Origin of the sequence: Paenibacillus sp. FSL R10-2782, assembly GCF_038592985.1 — a bacterium.
GTDB lineage: Bacteria > Bacillota > Bacilli > Paenibacillales > Paenibacillaceae > Paenibacillus > Paenibacillus terrae_C.
This window is the reverse complement of record NZ_CP151951.1, coordinates 1,367,740-1,393,516: the sequence shown is the minus strand read 5'-3', so window position 1 is coordinate 1,393,516 and position 25,777 is coordinate 1,367,740. Positions and strand designations below refer to the sequence as shown.

General features: G+C 45.3%; 23 protein-coding genes and 1 riboswitch. Of the genes, 9 read left to right on the top strand and 14 right to left on the bottom strand.

The features are described from left to right. Positions 1 to 126: 126 nt before the first annotated feature. The 5 genes from NST83_RS06400 to NST83_RS06380 form a co-directional block, all read right to left on the bottom strand. Positions 127 to 477 carry a type II toxin-antitoxin system PemK/MazF family toxin gene (locus NST83_RS06400; protein WP_007429335.1) on the bottom strand — a complete coding sequence of 117 codons (351 nt, stop codon included), beginning with the start codon at positions 475 to 477 and terminating at the stop codon, positions 127 to 129. Positions 478 to 483: 6 nt separating this feature from the next. Next, complete coding sequence (locus tag NST83_RS06395) at positions 484 to 765, bottom strand: ribbon-helix-helix protein, CopG family (protein WP_007429334.1); 282 nt, start codon at positions 763 to 765, stop codon at positions 484 to 486. A gap of 294 nt (positions 766 to 1,059) precedes the next feature. Then, complete coding sequence (alr, locus tag NST83_RS06390) at positions 1,060 to 2,256, bottom strand: alanine racemase (protein WP_137062265.1); 1,197 nt, start codon at positions 2,254 to 2,256, stop codon at positions 1,060 to 1,062. A gap of 261 nt (positions 2,257 to 2,517) precedes the next feature. Next, positions 2,518 to 3,840 (bottom strand): DUF4367 domain-containing protein, encoded by a 1,323-nt coding sequence (locus NST83_RS06385; RefSeq protein WP_342417012.1) that lies wholly within the window; start codon positions 3,838 to 3,840, stop codon positions 2,518 to 2,520. Positions 3,841 to 3,938: 98 nt separating this feature from the next. Then, entirely contained in the window at positions 3,939 to 4,691 is a 753-nt protein-coding gene (locus NST83_RS06380; RefSeq protein WP_342417011.1) for an HAD-IIB family hydrolase, read from the bottom strand. 81 nt (positions 4,692 to 4,772) lie between these two features. Here NST83_RS06380 and NST83_RS06375 point away from each other — a divergent pair, with 81 nt between their 5' ends. Beyond that, on the top strand, positions 4,773 to 5,462 hold the full coding sequence (locus tag NST83_RS06375) for a Crp/Fnr family transcriptional regulator (RefSeq protein ID WP_342417010.1): 690 nt from the start codon (positions 4,773 to 4,775) through the stop codon (positions 5,460 to 5,462). A 46-nt stretch (positions 5,463 to 5,508) separates the two neighbouring features. On the opposite strand, the gene NST83_RS06370 is transcribed toward NST83_RS06375, so the two are convergent. The 7 genes from NST83_RS06370 to NST83_RS06340 all read right to left on the bottom strand — a co-directional run bounded on the left by NST83_RS06370 (position 5,509) and on the right by NST83_RS06340 (position 11,628). Then, positions 5,509 to 7,140, bottom strand: a complete 1,632-nt coding sequence (locus NST83_RS06370; RefSeq protein ID WP_342417009.1) for a formate--tetrahydrofolate ligase — start codon at positions 7,138 to 7,140, stop codon at positions 5,509 to 5,511. 417 nt (positions 7,141 to 7,557) lie between these two features. Beyond that, on the bottom strand, positions 7,558 to 8,061 hold the full coding sequence (locus NST83_RS06365; protein WP_014280364.1) for a hypothetical protein: 504 nt from the start codon (positions 8,059 to 8,061) through the stop codon (positions 7,558 to 7,560). Between the two features lie 54 nt (positions 8,062 to 8,115). Next, the gene (locus tag NST83_RS06360) at positions 8,116 to 8,280 is read right to left on the bottom strand and encodes a hypothetical protein (RefSeq protein WP_342417008.1); all 165 of its coding nucleotides are present in this window, start codon (positions 8,278 to 8,280) and stop codon (positions 8,116 to 8,118) included. Between the two features lie 225 nt (positions 8,281 to 8,505). Then, positions 8,506 to 8,703, bottom strand: a complete 198-nt coding sequence (locus tag NST83_RS06355; RefSeq protein WP_342417007.1) for a hypothetical protein — start codon at positions 8,701 to 8,703, stop codon at positions 8,506 to 8,508. 318 nt (positions 8,704 to 9,021) lie between these two features. Then, positions 9,022 to 9,633 carry a 3'-5' exonuclease gene (locus NST83_RS06350; protein ID WP_342417006.1) on the bottom strand — a complete coding sequence of 204 codons (612 nt, stop codon included), beginning with the start codon at positions 9,631 to 9,633 and terminating at the stop codon, positions 9,022 to 9,024. An 18-nt stretch (positions 9,634 to 9,651) separates the two neighbouring features. Then, positions 9,652 to 10,269 carry an SLATT domain-containing protein gene (locus NST83_RS06345; RefSeq protein WP_342417005.1) on the bottom strand — a complete coding sequence of 206 codons (618 nt, stop codon included), beginning with the start codon at positions 10,267 to 10,269 and terminating at the stop codon, positions 9,652 to 9,654. A gap of 18 nt (positions 10,270 to 10,287) precedes the next feature. Next, positions 10,288 to 11,628, bottom strand: coding sequence for a reverse transcriptase/maturase family protein (locus tag NST83_RS06340; RefSeq protein ID WP_342417004.1), 1,341 nt, complete (start codon positions 11,626 to 11,628; stop codon positions 10,288 to 10,290). Between the two features lie 398 nt (positions 11,629 to 12,026). Between NST83_RS06340 and NST83_RS06335 the strand changes: the two genes are divergently transcribed. The 6 genes from NST83_RS06335 (at position 12,027) to NST83_RS06310 (ending at position 19,052) form a co-directional block, all read left to right on the top strand. Then, the gene (locus tag NST83_RS06335) at positions 12,027 to 12,734 is read left to right on the top strand and encodes a response regulator transcription factor (protein ID WP_342417003.1); all 708 of its coding nucleotides are present in this window, start codon (positions 12,027 to 12,029) and stop codon (positions 12,732 to 12,734) included. Between the two features lies 1 nt (position 12,735). After that, a complete protein-coding gene (locus NST83_RS06330; RefSeq protein WP_342417002.1) occupies positions 12,736 to 13,680 on the top strand; it encodes a sensor histidine kinase in 945 nt (314 codons plus the stop codon). A gap of 94 nt (positions 13,681 to 13,774) precedes the next feature. Then, entirely contained in the window at positions 13,775 to 14,698 is a 924-nt protein-coding gene (locus tag NST83_RS06325) for an ABC transporter ATP-binding protein (RefSeq protein WP_342417001.1), read from the top strand. Then, on the top strand, positions 14,691 to 15,386 hold the full coding sequence (locus tag NST83_RS06320; protein ID WP_342417000.1) for an ABC transporter permease: 696 nt from the start codon (positions 14,691 to 14,693) through the stop codon (positions 15,384 to 15,386). The genes NST83_RS06325 and NST83_RS06320 overlap by 8 nt, the downstream gene beginning before the upstream one ends. A gap of 122 nt (positions 15,387 to 15,508) precedes the next feature. Next, a riboswitch (FMN riboswitch) is annotated at positions 15,509 to 15,653 on the top strand. A gap of 170 nt (positions 15,654 to 15,823) precedes the next feature. Continuing rightward, positions 15,824 to 16,774 carry a DMT family transporter gene (locus tag NST83_RS06315; protein ID WP_137061994.1) on the top strand — a complete coding sequence of 317 codons (951 nt, stop codon included), beginning with the start codon at positions 15,824 to 15,826 and terminating at the stop codon, positions 16,772 to 16,774. Between the two features lie 238 nt (positions 16,775 to 17,012). Continuing rightward, positions 17,013 to 19,052: a methyl-accepting chemotaxis protein gene (locus tag NST83_RS06310; protein ID WP_342416999.1), complete on the top strand. Its 2,040-nt coding sequence runs from the start codon at positions 17,013 to 17,015 to the stop codon at positions 19,050 to 19,052. Between the two features lie 118 nt (positions 19,053 to 19,170). Here the strand turns inward: NST83_RS06310 and NST83_RS06305 are convergent, their stop codons facing one another. Together NST83_RS06305 and NST83_RS06300 are read right to left on the bottom strand one after the other, a co-directional pair. Then, a complete protein-coding gene (locus tag NST83_RS06305) occupies positions 19,171 to 20,658 on the bottom strand; it encodes a carboxylesterase/lipase family protein (RefSeq protein WP_342416998.1) in 1,488 nt (495 codons plus the stop codon). 156 nt (positions 20,659 to 20,814) lie between these two features. Further along, entirely contained in the window at positions 20,815 to 21,378 is a 564-nt protein-coding gene (locus tag NST83_RS06300) for a GbsR/MarR family transcriptional regulator (RefSeq protein ID WP_137061991.1), read from the bottom strand. Between the two features lie 516 nt (positions 21,379 to 21,894). Between NST83_RS06300 and NST83_RS06295 the strand changes: the two genes are divergently transcribed. Both NST83_RS06295 and NST83_RS06290 read left to right on the top strand, forming a co-directional pair. Further along, positions 21,895 to 23,118, top strand: coding sequence for a glycine betaine/L-proline ABC transporter ATP-binding protein (locus NST83_RS06295; protein ID WP_137061990.1), 1,224 nt, complete (start codon positions 21,895 to 21,897; stop codon positions 23,116 to 23,118). After that, the gene (locus NST83_RS06290) at positions 23,093 to 25,681 is read left to right on the top strand and encodes a glycine betaine ABC transporter substrate-binding protein (RefSeq protein WP_342416997.1); all 2,589 of its coding nucleotides are present in this window, start codon (positions 23,093 to 23,095) and stop codon (positions 25,679 to 25,681) included. Before NST83_RS06295 ends, NST83_RS06290 begins: the two co-directional genes overlap by 26 nt. Positions 25,682 to 25,777: the final 96 nt, after the last annotated feature.

The window sequence follows — 25,777 nt, the reverse complement described above, 5'->3', positions numbered from 1 at the left end:
AAAAAAAGAATCAAAGCGCCAGCACGTAACGATGAAGCCAGGCCCAGCCTGCATTTTTCATCGGACACGCAAAAGGACAGCGCCCACGCGCTGCCCTTTTCCCGTTTCACTCGTCGTTCCAAAATGCTAAAAATCAATCAAGCCAAGACTGATTTGTAGCGAATCGCTCACTTTGCGCATGGTTTCTTCATCCAAATGGGTGATTTTGTCGGTAAGCCTTTGCTTGTCGATCGTCCGAATTTGCTCCAGAAGAACGACAGAATCGCGATCAAAGCCATGCGTTGCCGCGTCGATTTCCACGTGTGTGGGCAGCTTCGCCTTTTGAATCTGGGCGGTGATGGCTGCCACGATCACGGTGGGACTGAACCGGTTGCCGATATCATTTTGAATGATCAGCACAGGTCTGACGCCACCTTGCTCGGAACCGACTACGGGTGAAAGGTCTGCAAAAAAAACGTCGCCGCGCTTTACGATCAATATGGATTACACCCCGCTAACTGTACGGCCCAAGGTGCTGTTTGCATCTTCCTCCGCATGAAAGGCTTCGGAGGCCATGGTCAAGTTAATTTTAGCCATCTCCATATAACCACGCTGCATGGCTTCACGAATGTAACGTTTCTTACGTTCGCCCACATACAGCTTCATGGCCTGCCTGATAAATTCACTGCGGTTGGAATTTTCCATAGCTACGATCCCGTCCACTTCCTGCAAGAGATGATCCGGCAAACTGATCATTATTCTTTTGGTGTTCTGCAAATTGGCCAACTTCTCTTCCACCCCCAAAACCTTGTCGCCATTGTACCATTATAACGTTATTCCCGGTAATTTATTCAAACGGAATACAAGAGAATGTATATGATATTCGTATATCATCTATGCTGTATTCCATTATAAACTACGCAGTTCGTTTTCGTACAGGCGTTTGATCCCCGAAATACAAGTGTCAGCGGAGCCTGATGCGTCGTTTTGACAGTTACAGCACTCTTTTCTTTCTTTTGTACATATTTCGGGACGTTCTGCGAAAACTCCTGCTTTTATCCGGTAATTTGCGTCATGAAATTAATCCCAGCGGGTTGGAAGAAGCGAATTCACTCGAACGACAGGGATATCTCCCCGTGTATATACACGCGGCACCCTGTGTGCGATCATGCAGATCACCTCATAGTGGATGGTACCCAGCTTGGATGCCAGCTCATCCGCCGCAATCGTTTCGCCGGACTGCTGGCCGATGAGAACAACCTCTTCGCCGATTTGAATTTCTTCCGCATCCTCTGCGAAAGATTGTAAGGATACCATACACTGGTCCATGCAAATGGTGCCGAGCACCGGGACGCGACGGCCGCGTATCAACACTTCGATGTTCCCACTCAGCATACGGGAGTATCCATCCGCGTAGCCAATCGGCAGTGTGCCAATCCGCTCTTCGTCGGAGGTCACGTAACGGGTGCCATAGCTAACCCCCCAGCCGGGAGGGAGCGTCTTGGTATAAACCACTGCCGTCTTCAATGACAATACAGGCAGTAGCTCAATGGCTTGGCGGTTAACCTCATCGGATGGATACAGGCCGTATATACTGATGCCAATCCGCACCATATTGGGAGAAAGCGCAGGGGTATCAATGGTGGTCGCGCTGTTGCCCGTATGTATAATGGGAATGGTGATGCCTTGTTCCCTTAGCGCCTCCGCCACGCCCTGAAACCGGTTATACTGTTGCAGTGTATAGCTTTTGTCTTCTTCATCCGCGCGGGCAAAATGGGTGTACATGCCTTCCAACAGCACTTGCTCCAACTGGTGAGTCTGCCGGACAAAAGCAACCGCCTCTTCTCCAGGCAGCAGGCCCAATCTTCCCATGCCGCTGTCTATTTTGATGTGCACCTTCAGCTTGCGTTCGCTTCCTTTACGGTCCAGTCTGCGAATACTCTCCAGCACTTCTTCACTGAACACGGTCAGTGTAATATCATGCTCCCAAGCCGTCTGCACAGCTTCGGGCAGGGTATAGCCGAGTACAAGGATAGGCAGTCTGATCCCCGCCTGCCGAAGCTCCAGAGCCTCGTCCAGAAAAGCGACGCTCAAGTAATCCGCACCAAGGCATTCCAATTCCTTGGATATTTCCACGGCACCGTGTCCGTAGGCATTAGCCTTGACACAAGCCAGCAGCAGCTTATCCACTGGTAGTGCCTTACGAAAAGCCTTATAGTTGGCGCCAAGGTGATCCAGGTTGATTTCGGCCCGGGTCGATCTGTATTGTGCTTGCAAAATCCAGTCACCTTCTTCAATTGTTAGCCTGTAACATAACCTTTTACCATTCGGAATGGACAAAGTCCTTACTTCCAAAGATTAATGGTAATGTTCTGAAACGTGGCTGTCAATGGCAGATGGCGTTTGCCAGCATCCTCCGCAAAGAATATGACTCCCAAGCGAGAGGTGCACCCCCCAGACCTCGAATGAATAAAAGACGGATACGGACGGAAGCAGAGCAAAATACACTCTAAATCGTCTGCATCCGTCTATAAAGCTTTATTTACCCGATTGATCCTGTATAGAAGCGGCAATTTGTATCATTTCGCTCACAGGCAGGTCAGCACTGGTAATTCGGAACTCTATACCGTCATTCATCCAGGTCATCGTCTGCTGCTCGCTACCTGTCAGAACGGCGAAGCTTCCTCCAATATCGACCAGTTCACCCGCGGCCAGCGATACCGCCCGATCTTTCGGACGCGCCTCCACAATCGTATAGTTATACGTTCCACTATACCGGAGCATCACCGCATGTGTACCATTGTCCTCCAGCTCTGGCGTATCTTTGATCTGTACCCCGGCCGGCGTATAGGACGGTTCAATCAAGCCGAACTCACCCATCACAGCTTCAGCAGCATCCGTGCCTGCCGATGTCCCTGTTGCTGCATCAGATGCGCCCGGAGTTTGCTGTTGCGCCTCTGTGTTGCCCGCTGTATCCGGCTTGGCCTCCGTATCCGTGCTGCCCGTCGCGTCCGCGCTATCCGGTTTTGACGTACCGCCTGCGGCAGCTCCATCCATCGACGCTTCTCCTGACGGCTGCTGTGCCTTCTCTCCTGCTGTTCCCTGCACTTGTCCTTGCTCGCCCGAGATTACGCCAGTCGTGCCATCAATCGTACCTGTAGGATCAAGCTGACCGCTGGAATCCACTGCTCCGGCTGAAGGCGTTCCTTCATTTCCCTTGCCTGTTTTTCCAGAAGCCATATTGCGTTCCATATCAAAAGAGTCCTTGTCGAACTTCGTATCAAACGCAAATTGATCGAATTTAAGATCCACAACTACCTTGGCGTTCGCATCAGATACCTGTACCTGAGTGGGTGCATAGTTATTTTTGGACAGCCATATTTTTTGCCTTACCAGCGCGTGGCTGTTGTAGTTTGCCGCTACATCGAATACATAAGATTTATCATCCGAAGCCAGTTGACGTGAAGCATCCCCGATAATACTGCGAACCAGCGTTTCATACAAATATACCTGGCCCTGGTTGTTCGGCCAATCGCTTTTAAAGCGGAAGCTCTTATTCAGACTGGGCGTCAATACGAATACACCCTCATCATTTCGCAACACGATCTGAGTAACATCCTTTTTCTCGTTCGTCATGGCAATTCGGTAATAGGAGGGCTTGCGGTAGGAAATGTCCACCTTGTACTCCTGCGGCGTGTCGCCGGTATGCAGCGTCATCAAAGCTGTACCGTGGTAGCTGTTCAGGTCACTCACCACGTCACTCAAATCTTTAACCACATCGTCCGCGCTCTTCTTGCCGCACCCGGCCAGCAGCAGCGTTACACACATGACCATGGCAAGCATCCATGAAATCCGGCGCATATCATCAACCCCTTCAGCACATGTTTTAAATGAATTAGTACATGTCTATGAAGGACTTGTTCGATTTATGCAGACTGGCATGACAAGCTTAAACGTATCTATTGCATTTCCTCCATCAACTCGATTACTTTTGTAATGATTAGCTCTTCTTCGTGACTAACCTTTTCTGTGGCCAACTGTGAAAGGTCTGCATGCTCTCCCACACATACGGAATGGCGGGCATGCTTGAACATTTCCACATCGTTGGCATCATTGCCAAATGCAATAAATTGCTGCGGTTCTATACCTAACTTTTGCAGGCCTGTCCATTTATTCACGCCTTTAGGACTGATATCTATAATATCTTCTTGCCCATGTCTATATGTAATGACGGGTAGCTGCTGAAGCTCTTCTAAGATTTGCTGCGTATGAAGGCTACGCAATATGACCACTTTTACAATCTCATTCAGCTCATCTAAATGTATATTTTGGGCTCGCTGCTCAGGGTCCACATTTCGCCGAATAGGATGCTCGCTATCTCCTGAATAAGCATAGTCCCAACGGCCATCGATTAAGTAATCTGCCTCGAATTCCCTGATTAACTTTATGATATTGTCAGCTGTGTGTGGGTCAAAATGAATGGCTGAAATGATTTTCCCATCCTTGGAAACAAACGCGCCATTCCCGCCAACCATTGGAAAATACTGCATATGAAGCGGCAACACAGGCAACAAATCACGGATCGGTCTAGCGGAGGCAAAGATGATTTCATGGCCTTTTTTTACAAGCGCGTCCAGAGCCTGCACTATCGCTTCACTCAAAGGCTTGCCGTGAAAACAAATGGTTCCATCTAAATCAAAAACAAATTTCACTGTGATCAGCCTCCTCCTTTTTCCCTATCGTAGCAGTTCCCTGTATAATGAAAAGGACCGATGTCCAAAAAGGAGAAGACGATGAAATCCACTCAAGAACAAGCTCTCATCGAATATTACATCTCACAATTTAATCTCACTCAAATATTTTCGGACCCTGAAGCTCTTCCGATTCAGCTTCGTGTGTATGAACGTAATGAGTTTGTTTTAAAGGAGGGGGATGAGCTGGACGGTATTTATTTTCAAGTGGAGGGTCGAACAAAGGTATCCTCCAGTGTGGGGACAGGAAAGTCCTTACTTTTACGCTTTTGCCACCCTTTATCTGTATTTGGAGATATTGAACTTATTCAAAACATTGTCATACAATCGCAGGTAGAAGCTGTTCAACAAGCCTCTTTTCTGTTTATCAACAAACGTTTCATTGAAACCAATCTAATGCAGAATCACAGATTTAATAATGAGCTATTAAAGCATCTCTCTTATAAGCTCCTGACCTGTACAACCGCTTCACGAATAAATCTATTAGCTTCTGTAGAAGAGCGTTTGGCCAGCTATCTATTAACAACACAACTTCAGAATGAGTTTGGAAAAGAAATTCATACACCGCATATACCTGAAATAGCTTCGCTGATCGGCACAACTGCCCGACATGTCAACCGTGTCATTCAAAAGCTATCTGACGACAACATCCTGCGTAAAGAACAGAAAAAAATCACGGTTTTGGATTGGGAGCGTTTGGACGAGCTGTCAAATGGACTGCGATATGAATAAAGGACTGACGGTCTTCCGCCAGTCCTTTATGTTGTGATGCTATATACTACATCAAGCCCTGAATGCTCCCATCCGGCTCCAACGACATATGCTCGGCTGCCGGAGATTTGGGTAGACCGGGCATGGTCATTGTATTGCCCGTTTCCACGACCACAAAGCCTGCTCCTGCGGACAATGACACTCTGGACACGTGGATCGTGAAGCCCTCCGGTGCACCTAGCAGAGACGGCTGATCTGAAAAAGAATACGGCGTTTTGGCCATGCATACAGGCAGTTGCCCGAAGCCAAGCTGCTCCATACCGGACAAGGCCCGTTTAGCCGCAGGAGTATATACTACCTCTGCCGCACCATAAAGCTCCTTCGCAATGACATTAATTTTCTCTTGCAAGTCAAGCGTATGATCATACAACGGTGCAAAATGAGCTTTGTCCTCTTGGAGCAGATGTAGCAGACTTTGGGCCAGCTTTGCTCCCCCTTGGCTTCCCTGTGCCCACACCTGCGATAGCTCTGCGGGTACACCCAGCTTGCCACACTCCGCAAAAATCAGTTCCAATTCGGCTTCGCTGTCTGTTACAAAATGGTTGATCGCTACCAATACAGGCACGCCAAATTTTTGTAGATTCCGTACATGCCGAATCATATTGGCTAATCCAAGCTGTAATTGCTCCAGATTTTCCGCGTCCAGCTCATTTTTAGCTACACCACCGTTATATTTCAGCGCTTTGGCGGTTACAACCAACACAGCCGCATCCGGCTCCAAACCAGACTGACGGCATTTGATATCAAAAAACTTTTCCGCCCCCAGCTCAGCCCCGAATCCGGCCTCCGTCACGACAACCTCCCCTAGCTTCAATGCCAGCTTCGTACCGATCAGACTGCTGCATCCGTGCGCAATATTAGCAAAAGGACCACCATGCACAATGACGGGTGTTCCCTCCAGCGTTTGCACCAGATTCGGCTTTAACGCATCCCGAAGCAGCACAGCCATACCTTCCACTGCTTGCAAATCCTCCGCCGTTACCGTTTCGCCCGCTTCATTATATCCGATGACCATCCGGCCCAATCGTACTTTAAGGTCGTCAATATTCTCGCTCAGGCACAATACCGCCATCACTTCCGAGGCCGAGGTAATCAGAAATCCGCTCTCTCTCACTGCTCCATTACCTGTTCCCAATCCGGTTACTATACTTCGCAAACTCCGGTCATTCATATCTACAGCCCGTTTCCACATGATTCGTTCCGGCTTCAAGCGCAAAGCATTGCCATGAAACAAATGATTGTCAATCATCGCTGCCAGCAAATTATGCGCAGCCGAAATCGCGTGAATATCGCCCGTAAAATGCAGGTTAATATCCTCGGCCGGAACAATCTGGGCTTTTCCTCCCCCGGTTGCTCCCCCTTTCATGCCAAAGCAGGGGCCAAGTGACGGCTCACGCAGCGCAGCTATGGTCTTGTGCCCCAACGCATTCAGCGCCTGCGACAGTCCAATGGTGGTTAGCGTTTTTCCTTCCCCCGCAGGAGTCGGATTCATTGCTGTGACCAGCACCAGCTTTCCGTTCGGACGGTCCTTTACCTGCTCCCATAGGGACGGATTCAGCTTCGCTTTAAATTTTCCATACGTCTCCAGATGCTCTTCTTCGATTCCTGCTTCTTTGGCTACTTCAATAATCCGCTTCATCCTTCGTTATGTACCTCCTGTTTTTAAGTCTGACCGATGGTGTCAAACACTGTATCGTTTTATTTTACCAAAGTGTGGCGCTTTTTGCGCTGTGATCCATTTCATCGCAAGCATTTCTGTTCTGTGAGTTGTAAAAAAAAGAGCATCCCCCGCCCATATGGACTTTGGTGGATACCCTTTTGGCACATCCTGTTTAACGACCAGTTCAGAAACTAACCGACAAAGTTGGCAGCATAATTTTCAGCAATAAATTCTGTAGAAATCAAGTCAGCCTGGGATTTCTTCGTCGCAGGACCATAGCCTTGGGACAGCAGATCATTAATATGTAAACAATTATAAATGAAGCAAAATACAAAGCTGGATAGCCCACTTCCAATCCCCTCTAAACAACGCAGGGAAAAAAACGACTCGAGACTCTTACACACTTTCTTGTTTATAATGCTTTTCTAAAACTTCTTTAAAAGCATCAACCGGATACTGGTATTGAATCGTTTTGAACACAATCCGGTTATTCCACTGGTTTTTTTCCAGCTCACTTCCATGCTCCATATCCAGTTCTTTCATGACAAAAATAATCTCATTCAGCGTCCCCACTACACTGCGATTATTGGTTGTAGAAGCCAGCATCTGCTCGCCTTCCTGTGTGTACGCCTCTACAATTTGCTCATCAAAACCCTCACTGATCATGAGCTCCTTCAAGGCTTGGACAAAAAGAGTTGGCAGGTTTTTATACTGCGCCTTTTTGATGCCGAACAGTGTAACGCTCAAGCGGGATGCATCATGCATAAACACAATATTTTTTCTCCGATTCAGCAAAAACAAGTTGGCATGCCAACTATTCAAAGGCGGATAAATATCAACTTGAAGTGGTTCAATATCCCATTCCTTCAGCAGTTTTTGTGTTCCCCGTATGACAAACATCGTTGCTCTCCTTTATGACGGTCCTGTGCCGTAGCTCATTCCAGAAAATCATTCCTACAATCCGCCCAAAAATTCACCATGATCATCCTCGGCTGCATAATTGACTTTCTTGTTCTCGTAATTCGTAATATGAGGCAAGTTCTGATCATTATATGCCTTGAGCTTCCCTAAAATAATCTCCGCATTCTGGTCATAGTCTTCCTTCTCAATCCTCATCATCTAACACTCAACTCTCCTATAGCCAGCATTCTCAGTATAATCTACAAAGGCGGTATATTTCCAGTATTCATTATGGTCAATTTTGTGATTAGATTTTAATGGTGGGTTTTTTATAGGGCAGAAACAAAAGTTTTTGATTACATCTTAGGTTGTGGTTAAAGGATGATGCTCGGCTGGCTAATCACACTGAGGAACATTTCAAAAATCATCATTGTAGGAAAGGAACTATTCGTGGAATTCATACTCCTGACGAGTGCCCGAAGTATTATATACGATTTCATACTTTTGCCCAGTTGCATCTTCACGTACACGCTTACCACCTTTTATATAGTAAATCGAAGCTCCTGCTTCCTTTGCTTGCTTCCGGGCAAATTCATTCGCCTGTTTTAGTATACGTTGAAGTTCTTTTCTACTCGCGTGCATATTTGTCCCTCCTAATAAGTAGTGGTAATCTTACTTTAGCATACAAAAAACAGCCCTTAAATACATGAAAGATATCTCTTATTGAAGATTGTATGCTTATAACAACAGATACTCCGAACCTGTATTTCAATACATCTCATGTTATGGTTGGAGGTTGGTATAATCTTTCATATTTGGTAATTATTCACCAGAAAACATGTCTTTTTCGGGAAATACCAATATGTAGATAATCAATAATTGTAATAAAACTTAATTAAATACATACTCGAGGAATAAACCTATCTTTTAATTTATAAATTTCTCAAGGTAACTTTATGCTTATTTATATTTATTCTCAGTTGCTACTAATTTCGCATAAGAAGGTACCCATTTAGGGGGGCCATATTTTTTTAAGTAGCTTAATTTATTTATGTAACTCTCTATGTTTACTTCTTGAGTTATACGTTTAAACACTTCCCAACATGCGTAAACATCATTCATTGCTCTATGTGCACCATCCAATGTTACTGCGTAATGAGCGCAGACATCATTCAACGTATGTGGATAATATAATTTATCTCTACATACAGTAAGTGTATCAATAAAAGAATTCTGAATACTTCTATTGGCTAATCTCATTAATGTGTGATGTAAAAATGATAAATCGAAAGCAGCATTATGCGCAACCAATAAACTATCACCTATGATTCGATTTAAGATCCTGAATGCCGTATCCTCAGTTAAACCATGTGTCAAATTTTCCACTTTGATTCCTGTTAATTCAATTACTTTTGGGGATAAATTCCCATCAAATTTTATTAATGTTGAAAATTCAGATATTACTTCATCACCCATGCAACGGATAGCAGCAATTTCAATAACTTGATCTTTTTCAGGGTTCAGGCCAGATGTCTCAAAATCAAATACTGTAATGGATTTATTCACTAGCATTTTAGTACTCCTTTATTTTTAATTAGAAGGAAAAAAGAAGTTCATAGTAATCACTAAACCCTTTATAATTATAGGCAGGATAATTGGCATCAAATACAAAAGAACTTGATATGACTTATCATAAATACCCGTTTTCCAAATAGTCTTTTTATATCTTTCAACTTGTTCTTCGTTCAATTTATTTGATTCTTCCGTATCATTTAATAAGACTCTGTAATAATCTATTGTCTCATGATTATCAACTGCTGATAACAAATTATTATAATGATTTCGGACATTGGTAATTTCATGGACACTTTCTGGCTTTAATACGCTTAGTTGTCCATATAGTTTTTCTAACTCTATATAGTTAATTTTTAAATTAAAAAACTTTTCTTGCAAGTTTTTGGTAGAAACAAACAATGAAAACAATGAAAAAATCACTGAAATGATCATTAAAAAAAGAGCTGCTTCCGTTATACGCCCATTAGTGTTTACGGGCTGTATATTCCAAATCGAATATATTACTATTACTATTGAATAATATATTAGTACCCCTTGGTAAACGTTGTATTTTCTCAATATTCTTTCTGATGCTTGAATTCTGCTCTTTCTTGTTATCCATATCTTTCTTTTAAATTCAGTTAAGTTATCCATACTTTCTTGCGCCCCCGTTCATGAAAAATGCTGCAAATCTCTTTCTAATTCTCTAATAAATTTATACGTTTCTTTATCAAACATTTCTTCAATTACTTCATCACTAAAGAAGGTAGTTGGCAACCCTAGTACTTTTTCAATAAAAGCTCTCTTATCATCTACGGTAAAATTATCTAAATTGGGTATATATGTGGTTCCATGTAAATTGTTTTTTATTTCTTTAAAGGTTCTGACGTACTTTTTTATCTTTATTTCTTCAAAATCTTCTTCTAAATTAAAACGTTTAATATATTGCTTAATTAGCCAATCGAGATGAAACAAGACTCTTTCATTTGTAATTTGCGAAAAGAAAAATGTCCACCCTCTTTTCTTACTATCTTTAATTAGACCAGTTATTTTAATATTCAATTTCCATATAAATAGTTCCTTTCCTAATTTTTTATATATTGCATATTCTTTGAATAATTTTTCTAAGGATAATTCCAACTTTTTTACAGAACTTGGCCTAACTGAAATTTGATCTTTACTAATCAAGTATCCTAAATATGAGATTTCTTTTTTTTGTACTATGCCGCTTTCTGTCTTGTCTTTATTTATTTTTAGAAGATATTTCCTTTCCAACTCCTGCTCAATTGCTTTTTTTAAACCGATAAAATCTTCTTTATGGCATAAAATCAAAATGTCATCTACAAATCTAAAATACTTATAATGAATTTTATTATTGTGTTTTTTATCAAACTTAGATAAATATAGACCAGCAAGAATATTAGATATTGATAACCCTTGAGGAACCCCTACTCCATTTGTTTTTTTTAAACCTTTAGAATAGCTCTCCTCCACTGTTGGTGTTTTTATAGCTCTTTCTATCAACTGAATAAAAGCTTTTTTTCGTATTTTACTTTTTACTTTTGACAATAAAATTTGATGATTAATAGTGTCATAGAATTGAGACAAATCTATTTTGAAATAATGGTTATAATTCTCATTTTGTAAAGTTCCGACTATAAGGTTAATAATTCTATGTATAACAGAATAAGATACCTCATTGTTATAGATTTGAGCTAGTATATTTTTCATTACAGCCAGTGTTATTTTGTCTCTTATTGTAGGCATAGAAATAACTCTTGGGTTTTTACCCTCCCCCTTAGAAATTAATTTTTGTTTGTATTTTGTAAACTTGTATGTACCGTTAATTACCTTACTATTAATAATACTTAGGTTTTTATCAAGCTCTCTTTCAAATATTCGTCTATTAATTCTGTCTAGGCCCGGGGAAGAATTATTTTTGATTCTTTCAGAATAGACTTCTCTTAAGTTTTCGATTTTATAGAGTTCGTAAAACAATTCAAATGCTCTCAAATAAATTTCCTCCTTGTATTAGAATAGGCTGAAGTAGGTTCTTGATAATTACTAAATATCTATTAACAAGTAATAGATCACAAGGTAAGAAGCTTCTTATTGTTTAGAGAATCTTGGTAAAATCCAAAATCACAAATATATTACATCAATACATTTGTAAGAACCTACCAAAGCCCATATTCACTTTATCACAATTTCTTGCATTATGTAATATATAATCCTGTATTCTCCATTTCTCATTTTTCCACTTTATTATAATGAGATTGTTTAATATTATAATTTCTGAACTCTATAGCTTCCATGGATATTTTTTATAGAAATTCCCTCCACTGCTCTATATAATTCAGGTACAGCTCGTCACACGAGCTTAATCTAAAAATTAGGGGTGTTCCACACCTATGTCACAACATATTTTACTCATTGAAGATGATACATCCATTGCCGAAATGCTACTCAAAGCACTCACCAAGGAAGGTTACACATTAACCACCGCCTATAACGGGGAAGAAGGGCTTCTTGCCTTTGAACGTCACACCTACGATCTGGTATTGGTGGATCTGATGATGCCCAAGGTGGATGGTATGGAGGTCATCCGTCGAATCCGTACCCACAGCGCTGTCCCGATTCTGATTATGTCAGCTAAGGATAGCGACGTGGATAAAGCGCTTGGACTGGGCTTCGGAGCAGACGATTATGTCGCCAAGCCCTTTTCTATGCTGGAAATGACAGCACGCATTCAGTCTGCAATCCGCAGAGCCACTACCTATGCACGCCAGCAACAACAGGAGGAACAGCCGAAAGCACAGGTCCTGACCTACGGAAATCTGCGCATTGATTTTGATCATTTTATGGTCACCCGCAACGGAATCCAAATTCAGTTAACAGCTAAGGAATCTGATATTCTCAAGCTATTTGTAACCCATCCGAACCGTGTATTTACCAAAGCGCAATTATACGGGTTTATCTGGAAAGAGGACTATATGGGTGACGAAAATGTGATTAACGTCCATATCCGCCGCTTACGTGAGAAAATCGAAGAAGACCCCTCCCACCCTGTTCATATTAAGACCTTATGGGGCATTGGCTACAAATGGGAGAACGGGTGATATGAACATCGAGAGCATCTCTGAATGGATCGTCGTCCTCATCCTATCCGTCGTTATTGTATGGCTCTGGCGGGAGCGTGTGGCGCAAAAGCGCAAAATAAAGGATATCCGAAACGCACTGGAACGGATTGTAACTGTTAATCATGCGGAAAAGCTGCTATATGTCACGGGTGACGCTGAGTTGCAACGCCTCATGACGGAAATTAACCGTTTGCTGGACTTGAATTTGAGAGTGTCTGTGGATTACAACCGAAGCCAAATCGCCATGCGCAAAATGATTTCAAACATTTCCCACGATCTCAGGACCCCGCTGACGGTGGTGCTCGGGTATGCCGAGATGCTGGATGCCGATCCGCATATTTTGCCGGAAGAACGTGCAAAGCTGCTATCCAGGATTCATCAGAAGACAAGCGAAGCGATTGAGCTGATCGGAAGCTTTTTTAGCTTGGCAAAGCTGGAGGCTAATGATACGGACATTCCGTTGACCCGGCTGGAGGTGGGAGAGCTGTGCAGACGCAGCATTTTGGAGTTTTATGATCTGCTGACCGCGCAGGGGTTTGCTGTGCATATTGATATCCCGGAGCACCCCATTCATGCCTTGGGGAACGAAGGAGCGATTGGGCGGGTGCTGAACAATCTGATTTCCAATGCGATTCGCTACGGTGCCGATGGTCGGACACTGGGACTGACTCTAACGGAACAGCAGGACACGGTGCGTATAGAGGTATGGGATCGGGGGCAAGGCATACAGGAGCCTGAGCAGGACAAGGTTTTTGAACGTATGTACACGCTTGAGGATTCCCGCAATAAGGCGATACAGGGCAGCGGGCTGGGTCTTACGATTGCCAAACGTCTGGTTGAGACGATGAACGGAGAAATTCATTTGAGCAGCATACCTTATGAGCGGACGATCTTCTCTTTTACATTGAAAAAAATCAACTATTAATCGAACTTAATAATTTTGTAAGAAACGGGAAAGAAAAATGAACATTTCGCCCTTTATCCTTGAATTATCAACAGTATACGAAGGGAGAACACCCATGACTTACATATTACGGACGCATCAACTGACCAAGGCCCTGAAGGGCAACGAAATTGTAACGGGGGTCAGCATGAATGTGCGCCAGGGGGAAACTTATGGCTTTCTCGGTCCCAATGGGGCGGGCAAGACAACGATTATGAAAATGATTACGAACCTGCTCAAGCCGACCTCGGGTGAGATTGAATTGTTCGGTGAAAAATTAACGCCAAAGTCGTACCACCTGCTCGGCCGGATGGGCTCGATTATTGAATATCCGATTTTTTATGACAGGCTGACGGCCCGGCAAAATCTCGAACTTCATTGTCAATACATGGGCTATTATAACAAGCAGGCTGTTCGGGATGCACTGGAGCTAGTGAACCTGCGAAATGCAGATGACAAGCCGGTAAAGGATTTCTCACTGGGGATGAAGCAGCGTCTCGGGATCGCCCGAGCGATTGCGACCAAGCCGGAGCTGCTGATTTTGGACGAACCCATTAATGGATTGGACCCGGTGGGGATCAAGGAAATCCGCCAATTATTTCACATGCTGTGCAAGGAATATGGCATGACGATCCTTGTGTCCAGCCACATTTTAGTGGAAATCGAGCAAATTGCTGATACGGTGGGTGTGATTAATCACGGTCGATTGATTGAGGAAGTGTCGATGGAACAGGTGCGGGAAACCAATACGGAATACATCGAATTTACGACCAATGACTGCAAAAAAGCGACCTACGTCCTCTCCCATCACCTGAATCTGACGAATATCCGGGTGCTGAATGATCAGAATATACGCATTTACGATACAAGTGTACCGCAGAAGCAAATTACGAAAACACTCATTTTAAATGAGGTAGAGGTGGATTCCATCCACCAAAAAAACAGTACGCTGGAAGACTACTTCGTGCGGCTGTTACATGGAGGTGAACTCCATGCTTAAACTGATGCAACTGGAGTTGAAAAAGTTTCATTTGGCGGGATATATCCGTTCGGCGCTGATCGCCAACGCCTGCATTCTAGGGTTGCTCAGTACTATTGCGCAGGACAGCCACATTGAAGGAGTACCCGAATTTACACAGTACGCTCAGCTTCTCAATCTCATGGACAATATGGTGAGGGCCACGTTTATTGTATTTGCCTCCGTCCTGCTGTGCCGCTTTATTGTGAGCGAATTTAAGTCCAAGTCGATTAACATCTTGTTCATGTACCCGATTGACCGCAAAAAGCTAATGGTCGCCAAACTCTTGGTCGTGTTGCTGTTTACGTTCCTGTCCATTATTTTATCGGAAATCATCATTACGGCAGCCCTTCATCTATTAAATCAGTTCGTCGTTATTGTACCAGATAAGCTTAGCCTCACTACACTAGGACAGCAATCAGTGCGGACACTGATCAATGCGGTTGCAGCAAGCTTTATGGGGCTGGTTCCGCTGTACATGGGAATGCGAAAATACTCGATACCCACCACCATCGTGAGCTCGATCCTAATCGTAGCCCTGCTGTTCTCGAATAATAACGGCGCTACACTTAGCTCCATTGCACTTGTACAGATCGGCTTTGCCGCGCTGGGGATGCTCGTAGCTTATGCGGCCATCCGTCGTATCGAGTACAAAGATATTACCTCGTAATATGTAATTTTGTAAAACGATTTCAAAAAATAAATGAAAACCTTTGTTCGATGTACACATATTTTTCACTGGACTTCATTCTAAAACAGGTATATCCTATAGGAGAAATTAAAAAACGGAATAAGGATCTTCGGGGTAGGGTGTGATTCCCAACCGGCGGTATGGCTCATGGAGCTAAGCCCGCGACTCTGTATCTGGCAACAAGATACGGACTGATTTGGTGAGATGCCAAAGCCGACGGTAAAGTCCGGATGGAAGAAGATCGAAGCATGAACATGCCGTCAAGTGGATGAATGCTGCATTCTTGGTTTTGCAGCAACTTCTTAACTTGCATAAAGCGGCAAGTTTATTTGATCAACCCCCGTCTTGCATGGCCTATCGCCATGGACGGGGGTTTTTGTGCCACCGGTCCTGTATTCGCAAGGAGCTAATTGAGTATGAGTCAATCATCAACTGTACTAACATCCAAAGGTTTTGATCGTAGCTCCCACATGAAAAGCGGTTTTTGGCTAGTCGCGATTGGAGCGGCCTTGTGGGGCGCGGACCCGCTGTTTCGTATTATTTTGCTCAAATCATTTACCTCTACACAAATTGTGCTGATGGAGCATGTGCTGCTCTTTATCGCCCTGGCACCAGTGCTGTGGAAGCATCGCGAGGAGCTTAAAGCGGTACGGCTTCGTCAGATTTTGGCTATTTTGTTCGTCTCGTGGGGCGGCTCGGCTCTAGCCAGCGTGATTTTCACAATGGCACTCAGCAACGGTGATCTTAACGCTGTGCTGCTGCTCCAAAAGCTTCAACCGTTGGTCGCTATTATTCTGGCCCGCATTATATTGAAGGAAATGCTGCCGCGTAATTTTGGAATATTAATTGTCGTGGCTCTGTTTGGGACGTATCTTCTTACCTTCGGCTGGTCGCTCCCTTTTGGACATGTTCATGATTTCGTCCACGTCGGCAGCCTGCTTGCACTTGGAGCTGCGGTCCTGTGGGGCGGTTCGACAGTGATGGGAAGCTACTTGCTTCGTTCGATGAAATATGAGACGGTGACCTCCCTGCGCTTCATGATGGCTCTGCCTCTGCTGATCGTTCTCACCTCTGTGGAGCATGCACCTTGGAATATGCCTGCTGGCACATGGGCGGGCGCAGCCGTGATTATCAACCTGTTGCTGCAGGCGCTGCTCCCCGGTCTTCTCAGCCTGTTACTGTATTACAAGGGCCTCAGTACGACCAAGGCGTCTTATGCCACGATGGCAGAACTAAGCTTCCCGATGGTCGGCGTTGTAATTAACTGGATCGCTTTCCAGCAGATCGTTACGGTAGCGCAATTGACTGGCTTTATGCTTATCTGGATTACACTCTTTATGATTTCTCGTCAGCAAAAAAACGAATAGGTTCAATGTCCATTTTATCCCTCACCCAAGCCAAATCGAGAAGATGCTTTTGCATCTCCGATTTGGCTTTTTATGTATAAGTATTAATATTTAATATACTACTTTAGAACTATTTTTAGATAAAAACGTCCTAAACATGCAACTATTCCTCGTTTCCCAGAGATTACATCTATAAAATCCTTTAGCTTTTGTCGAATAAAACAATGTAGTGATCATCACACACAGAGGAGCAAGAACTATGACTAACGTAAAACAAACAATTCCATGGTGGGCCAGGTTTCTCAAACAGTTCTATTTAATGCGGACAAAATTGATTGTATCTTTTTTGGCAGTCCTATTGATTCCAAGTATTCTTATTGGATATTTTTCGTATCAGAGTGCCGAAACACAGCTTCGCCAGCAAATGGCTAGCTCGGTCAATACGAACTTGAATTTGATCCAAGGCAATATTAATCAATATGTATCCCCCATTATGAAGGATATGGATGTATTTGCATCTGAATTTCAATCCGATTCTTTTATCACAAACGCTGACACCATTCAGGCCAGGCTGGATCTAATCACCAAGGCTCATCCTGAATTGGATGGTGTGATTCTGGGTAATGCGAAGGGCGAATACATCCGTTCACCGAAAAAAGAATCCACAGACTATGATCCCCGACAAAAAACTTGGTACAAGCTGGCTACAGCACAGGACGGTAAAGTAATCGTTGGAGTTCCTAAGGCGAGTGCCTCCACGGGTAATTTGGTAGTCACTATATCAAGAACCCTGACGGAGGGACAGGGGGCCATAGCACTGAACCTGAGTCTGGATAAGATGAGCGAGAGCTTGAGCGGGATCAGCATTGGTCAGCGCGGCGGACTGTTTATTGTGGATGCCGAGCACAAGCTCGTATCCGGGGCTGGAGCAGCGTTCAAGAACACGGGTAAAAAACCGGCAGACACCATTACCGGATTACCTGAATTGCCAAAAACAGCTCAAGGACAATCTCAAGAAGCTCCTTCCATAAAACAAATTCAGTTTATGAATAGAACCGTGGAGGCTTTCTCAATCGTTGATCCCCTCACTGGATGGAACATTATCGCCCTGTCCGATCTGGAGGATTACAGTGATGCAGCCCAACCGATCTTGAAGCAAAGCCTGATCGTTATTGCTATATCCGTGCTGGCTGCTGCTATTGTTATTATCCTGATGATTCGCTCGTTCCTGATTCCACTAGGCAAGCTGCAAAATGGAACCCGCGATGTCCGTGACGGCAATCTCACCGCACGGGTCAATTTGTCCGGCAAGGATGAATTCAGCGAGCTGGCGCAAAATTTTGACCAGATGACACATGCACTGCATACGATGGTTTCCGAGGTCAACCAGACGTCATCACGACTCGCATCCTCTTCTCTGATGATTAAGGAAAGTACAGAGCAAACGACGGAATCCGTGCAGCATGTAGCGGAAACAGTTATGGAATCCGCAGAAAATGCGACCACCAGTGCAGAGGCATCCGAACAAACAGCCAATGCCGTTGAGGAAATGGCCAAGGGTGTCAGCACCATTGCGGAATCGGCAAGCTCCATTGTAGATTCGGCAGGACAGACTGAGCATGACGTAGCCAAAGGCAGCCAAATGATCGGCAGCGTACGCACACAGATGGACCGTATTCTGGAAGCTGTGACCCAAACCGCCAGCCTGATGGATGAGCTGTCACAGCTCTCTGACGATGCGAAGCAGATGAATAGCGCGATTGCTGCCATTGCCAAGCAGACCAACCTGCTGTCGCTGAACGCGTCGATTGAAGCCTCCAGAGCAGGCGAAGCCGGGCGTGGATTCGCTGTGGTAGCCGTGGAGGTCCGTAAGCTGTCGGAGCAATCCAAGGAAAGCGCAGATTCCATCAGCCAGATCATTACACAGATGCTGGATTTGATCCAGCGCTCCACGGCTACGATGAACGGTAATGTCCGTAACCAGGTGGGTGAGGGGCTGCGTATTAGCCAAGATGCAGAAGGTGCCTTCACGAATATTGAGCGCTCCACATCTCATATTGTGGAACAGATTCAAAGCGTGTCCGCAGCCGCTGAACAAATTTCGGCCAGTACAGAGGAAGTTTCGGCAACTGTTACCCATCTGGCAAGCCTGTCCCGCAATTCGGCGGATAGCTCACAGACGACTTCCGCAGCCGTACAGGAGCAAATGGCGGCGATGGAAGAAATCGCTTCTTCCTCTCAGGAGCTGTCCAATATGGCGCAGGATTTGCAAGAGCTGGTGAAGCGTTTCAAGATTTAGTTCCTGCGATACATCTGTATCTGTTCAGTCTAAAAAGGCCTTCGTCCGTATACAAAAATACGGGCGAAGGCTTTTAGTATGTTAGCTGTTGGGTGGTATCCCAATCCTTGTCCTTGGCTCAGATGCTCATTTGTCCGGTCAACCGACGGCGTCTTTCCCCTTTCGGGTCATGCTGCACCGAGATGTCCTGATAAAAAATGGCCGTAGCCCGCGTTTCCCTGTCGTACATGGGCCACTCCTCTTCCGGCAGCACAGGCTTTCCATCCCGTGCAAAAGCAACCCATGCCTGCTGCATATTGTGAGCCAGTGTCCGCATAGGCGAATGAACGTCTAATCCGAGCTTGCCCAGCAGCTCCAGATTATCAAAAACAAACGCAATTTCCGCGCCATGAACCGCTTGTCCGAATACAGAATGCCCCGGCAGCGTCCAGTCAAAACGGTACATCCACACCGGGGCATACAGGGCTTGTGCAACCGCCAGGGCCAGCGCAGGCCGCCAGAAAAACAGATCGGTCAGCATCTGCGCTTGCCCCTCAATCGTAACAGGAAAAGGTTCCATTAACTCGCCAACATCTGGCATGCCCGTCATCATTTCCAATGCCTGACTCGCCATTGACTTGTTCATCAGATGGGATTCCTTGCGAACAAAATAGGCACCCTCGTGCAAATTCGTTCCGATCAGAACGGATACCTGCTTGGCTGATCCTTTGGCAATCGCAGATAAGGGTGCCTCTGGCAAGGTCACACCGTCCACAACAGGTTGATAGAGCATCGCCAGCCCCGATCCGATCATTTCATGCGTCTTGACCGTGGCAAGCATGAGCGCCTCCGTCGGCAGTGTAAACAATCGTTCCGGATGCAGGGTGTCCACCCCCAACTGCTGGAGATATGCAGCCGTGACTTGCTCCGCCTGTGAAGTCGGCAGCACCTGCGATGCTCCGCTCTGTAAAATAGCACGCTGGAACAGGCCCTCTGCGGCCGGCATAGCCAATAACGCAGCAATGCTCATAGCTCCCGCTGATTCACCGAACACCGTCACCTCGTTCGGGTTACCTCCAAATGCGGCGATATGGTCCCTGACCCATTCCAAAGCAGCAATCTGATCCAGCAGCCCCGCATTAGAGGTCAGTCCGTCTCCCCGTGGAGTCAGGTGCAAAAAGCCCAACGGCCCGAGTCGATAATTGAGCGTAACGACGACAACATCGCCATTTTCCGCCATCCGTGCCCCATCATATAATGGAATAATTCCCGACCCGGTTACAAAGGCTCCGCCGTGAATCCACACCATCACGGGTCGTCCCTTTGCAGGTGCCTCCGAAGCAGGCGTCCAGACGTTCAGGTACAAGCAATCCTCCGACTGCTCAGGCGGTTCAACCAGATTCCCGGTCATACTCTCAGCAGATGGCTTAGGCTGCGGACAGATCGGCCCAAAGCTTGTCGCATCCCGTACCTCTTCCCAAGGCCTCAAAGGCTGAGGCGCGTGAAAACGCAGTTTTCCCACAGGAGGCTGTGCATATGGGATGCCTTTCCATACATGATATCCATTCACCGTTTCTCCACGAAGCTGACCCAGGCGGGTATGTACTGTAATACTCTCCCTCTCCATATATGTAGCCTCCTTTTACTCTATTATACCCTTTGTGCAGGGCCAAACCAAAATCGAACAAAACAAATCCAAAGTTTACAAAGCCAAACACAAAAAAAACGCCGGGAACGCTTTTTACGCTCCGGCATTTTTATGGAAAGAAAAGAGGATAAGCGATTAATCACGAACCTCTTCCTTCGGGATCAGCTTATATATTTCTTCGTTTTCCATCGAATCAATCAGTCGGTCCAGCCACTTGTAATAGGCAACAGCCTGCTTCATTTTCAAACGATCCTGCTGGAGAACAGCCTTAAACTCCTCATATTCCCCGCCCTGCTCCAGCAATCTGTCCAGCTCCTCAATGGCCTTGCGCAGCACCAGCAAATTCGTTTCAACCGCTTTTCTCCATTTAATAGCAAAGAAATCTGTGAACGTTTGATGCCAGTCATATTCCACTTCATACAAATCCTTACGCGAGCCTTTGCCCCACACCTTGTTGACCATTTTCAGATCCAACAGCGTTCGGACACCGGTACTCATGCTCGTTTTGCTCATTTCCATTTCACGTCCCATTTCGTCCAGCGTCATCGGTTTATCCGCAAAAAAAAGCAAACCGTACAAATGCCCCGCTGACAAGGTGATCCCATACAAGTCCATATTTTTACCTATAGCTTCTATGACACGTTTGCGAATTTTTTGCAGCGAAGCCTGCTGCTCATCACCTAACTGGTACAAGCTCATGCTTGCAACCTCCTAATTTTAGAGCAATTCTCCAAAAATGTATGAACGACTTTTGCCCGTAACCGTTGGCTTTGACGCAACGCATGAAATCTTTCAATTGAAAATGAAATGTTTCAAAAACAATGCTTCTGTCTATATTACAACAGCATGGGTCGTTCAAAATCATAATTCGCAAAATTGCTAATGATAGTAAACTTTTTAAATTATGGATGTACATAAATCTTTTGCTTATGGTTATATTTCATTGTCTATTTTAAAAAAAGAGCTATCGGTTGTAAAGTTTCGGATGGTTGAGCATTCTAAAGAACAAAGAAGCATATGAAAGGAAAGTTCGTACAGTTTTTTCCGTACGTACTTTATGAACAGTTTTTTTGTTTGAAAAGTAAGCAATGCTTCTGTTACAATTAATTTTGTCATTAACCGTTCAGGATGCTCAAAATATTGATTTTTTATACTCGATCCTTAATGCAACACGGGGTTAATACCAAGCAAAGTATAGAAAGAAGAGGTGTATGTATGACGATTTTGGAAGTCAAAAATGTCAGCAAACTCTTTGGTCCTCACGCAGAGCAAGGTGTTCCGCTCCTGGAGCAAGGCTGGGGCAAGGAAAGGCTGGCCAAAGAAAAACAAATTACCGTTGGTGTTAATAAGGCCAACATGGAAATTAAGCAAGGTGAAATTTTCGTTATTATGGGTCTTTCGGGAAGTGGCAAGTCCACTTTAGTGCGAATGCTAAATCGCTTGATTGAGCCTACCTCCGGTGAAATTCTGGTCCACGGCAAGGATCTCCGTAAGATGAACAAAGAACAACTCCGCGAAGTTCGCCGTAAAACCATCAGCATGGTTTTTCAAAAATTCGCCCTGTTCCCACATCGGACTGTATTGGAAAATGTAGAATACGGCCTTGAAATACAAAAGGTAGAAAAAACGAAACGTAAGGAAAAAGCACAGCAAGCGCTGGAACTGGTTGGTCTTAAAAACTGGGGCGATAAAATGCCCGATGAACTGAGTGGCGGTATGCAGCAGCGTGTCGGTCTGGCACGTGCGTTGGCTAATGACCCTGAAGTGCTTCTCATGGATGAAGCATTCAGCGCACTGGACCCCCTCATTCGCCGTGACATGCAGGATGAGCTGCTGGAGCTTCAAGATAAAATGAAGAAAACGATTGTGTTTATCACCCATGACCTGGATGAAGCGCTGCGGATCGGTGACCGGATTGCATTGATGCGGGACGGATCGGTCGTGCAGATCGGTACACCGGAAGAAATTATGATCCAACCGGCTAACTCTTATGTAGCCCGCTTCGTCGAGGATGTGGATTTGTCCAAGGTATTGACGGCTGCTCATGTTATGCTTCGTCCAGAAACGATCACAATGGATCGCGGTCCACGTGTTGCTCTCGAATTGATGCGGGAACGGGGGATTTCCAATCTATTCGTCATTGATCGTACCAAGAAGCTGTTGGGCGTTATCAATGCTGAAGATGCTGTCCATGCGCTTCGCAATAATTTGAAAATTGAAGATATTCTCATGACAGATGGACCGCAGGTTGCTGCTGAAACCGTCATTAATGACTTGTTCGAAATTACAAGCTCGTCCAAGGTCCCTCTGGCTGTGGTCGATGACAAACAGAAGCTATTAGGTGTTATCGTCCGTGGAGCTTTGCTGGGCGCACTTGGCGGAGATGTAACCACCATGAAGGAGGTGAATGCCCTTGATACCGAAACTGCCAATCGCTGAGTGGATTCAAACCATTGTAGACTGGATGGGTATTCATCTGGCCGGATTGTTTAATGTTATTTCTTCTGTAATTGAAGCTGTTGTAGGCTTTTTCTCTGGCCTGTTCATGCTTCCGCACCCTCTGGTGTTCATCGTGATCATCGGGATTATCGCGTTTATGATCGGTCGGGTTCAGCTTACGCTGTTTACCGTCATCGGCTTCCTGCTGATTGACAACCTGGGCTATTGGAGCGAAACGATGAATACGCTCGGACTGGTCATTACGTCCGCACTCGTATCCATTGTCATCGGGATTCCAATCGGAATCTGGTGTGCATACAGCAAAACGGCGTCACGCATTATTACGCCTTTGCTTGATTTCATGCAGACGATGCCTGCGTTCGTATATTTGCTGCCTGCGGTTACCTTTTTCAGCCTTGGTGTTGTACCAGGTGTAATCGCATCTGTTATCTTCGCGATCCCTCCAACCATTCGCATGACGAATTTGGGGATTATGCAAGTGTCAGGTGAATTGGTCGAAGCCTCCGACGCATTCGGTTCAACCTCGGCGCAAAAGCTGTTCAAAGTACAGCTTCCGCTGGCTATGCCAACCTTGATGGCTGGTATTAACCAGACGATTATGCTGTCACTGTCTATGGTTGTTATTGCTTCTATGATCGGTGCGGAAGGTATTGGTGCCGTTGTATACCGTGCCGTGACACAGCTCCAAATTGGTAAAGGTTTTGAGGCCGGATTGGCTGTCGTTGTTCTGGCTATCGTGCTTGACCGTTTCACGCAGAACCTGTTCAAACCAGCGAAAAGAGGCAAAAGCCGCGTATCTACCAAACAAAAGGTATGGATTACCTCTGCGGTTACGGCTTTCATTCTGATCGCTGGCGCATCGCAATATTTTGTTGAATCGAACCATTCTGCATCTGGCAAAGGAAACGCTGCTGCCAACCCGGTTGGCGAAGAAGTCGGCTACAAAATTATCGGAATTGATGCCGGGGCAGGTATTATGAAATCAACTGCCAAGATGTTAAAGGACTACAATTTGTCCGACTGGAAGCTGGTAGAAGGTTCCGGTGCAGCGATGACTGCAACACTGGACAAAGCCATAAAAGCGAAAAAACCGATCATTATTACAGGTTGGACGCCGCACTGGATGTTCAACAAGTATGATCTCAAATATTTGGAAGACCCTAAAAAATCTTATGGTGAGGCCGAGGGTATTCATACGATTGCCCGTAAAGGACTGCAACAGGATGCTCCTATTGCTTACGAGTTTCTAAAACGGTTCAAATGGACACCGGAAGACATGGGTGAAATGATGGTTGCTATTCAAGGCGGAACCAGCCCTGAGCAAGCTGCAAAGGATTGGGCTGAAAAGCATACCGATAAGGTGCAGGAATGGACCCAAGGACTGCAACCTGTCAATGGTGACACCTTCAAGCTCAGTTATGTGGCTTGGGATTCTGAAATTGCCAGTACGAATTTGCTAAAATATATTTTAGAAAACAAATTGGGCTACAAAGTAACCGCGTTGCAAGTTGAAGCAGGTCCAATGTGGACGGGTGTCGCCAGTGGGGATGTGGATGCTTCTCCGGCTGCATGGCTGCCACTGACACATGCGGATTACTGGGCTAAATACAAGGATAAGCTTGATGATCTGGGCGCTAATATGACGGGTGTCAAAACAGGCTTGGTTGTTCCAGTTTATATGAATGTCAAATCTATTACGGATTTGCAAGGCAACGGAGCCGCTCCGGCTTCTGCCGCTGCTGGGGACTTTGGCAAGGAGGTCGGCTACCGTATTGTAGGTACCGACCCCGGTGCCGGTCTCATGAAGCTGACTGCCAAAGCTATGAAGGAATACGACTTGTCTGACTGGAAGCTGCTTGAAAGCTCCGGGGCTGCTATGACAGCTACACTGGATAAGGCGATCAAAGCCAGGCAGCCCATCGTTGTAACAGGCTGGACTCCTCACTGGATGTTTAATAAGTATAATTTGAAATACTTGAAGGACCCTAAGAAGGCGTATGGTGATAAGGAAGAAATTCATACGATTGCCCGCAAAGGCTTGAAACAGGATGCTCCTGCTGCCTATGAATTTCTAAGCCGCTTCAATTGGACTGCCGAAGATATGGGTGAAGTGATGATCGCCATTCAGGACGGTACTGCTCCGCAGCAGGCCGCCAAGAACTGGGCAGATAAACATCCAGACAAGGTGCAGGAATGGATCAAGGGCTTGCAGCCTGTCCATGGCGATCCTTTGAAGCTGAGCTATGCTGCCTGGGATTCTGAAATTGCCAGTACGAATGTATTGAAATATGTATTGGAGCAAAAATTGGGCTACAAAGTGACCGCCCTTCAGGTAGAGATTGGCCCAATGTGGACAGGCGTTGCAGGCGGGAGTGTGGATGCTACCGCAGCCGCGTGGCTTCCACTGACACATGCCGATTACTGGGCAAAGTACAAGAATCAAGTGGACGACATCGGAACCAGCATGACTGGCGTTATGTCCGGGCTTGTGGTTCCATCCTACGTACCCGTTGATTCTATTGAAGACTTAAAAACGCAATAATAATTCAATCGACGAATACGATATAGCACTTAAAAACAAAAGGCAGATCAGAGTAAAAAAACCTGATCTGCCTTTTAATATGCGTATTAAGTTACT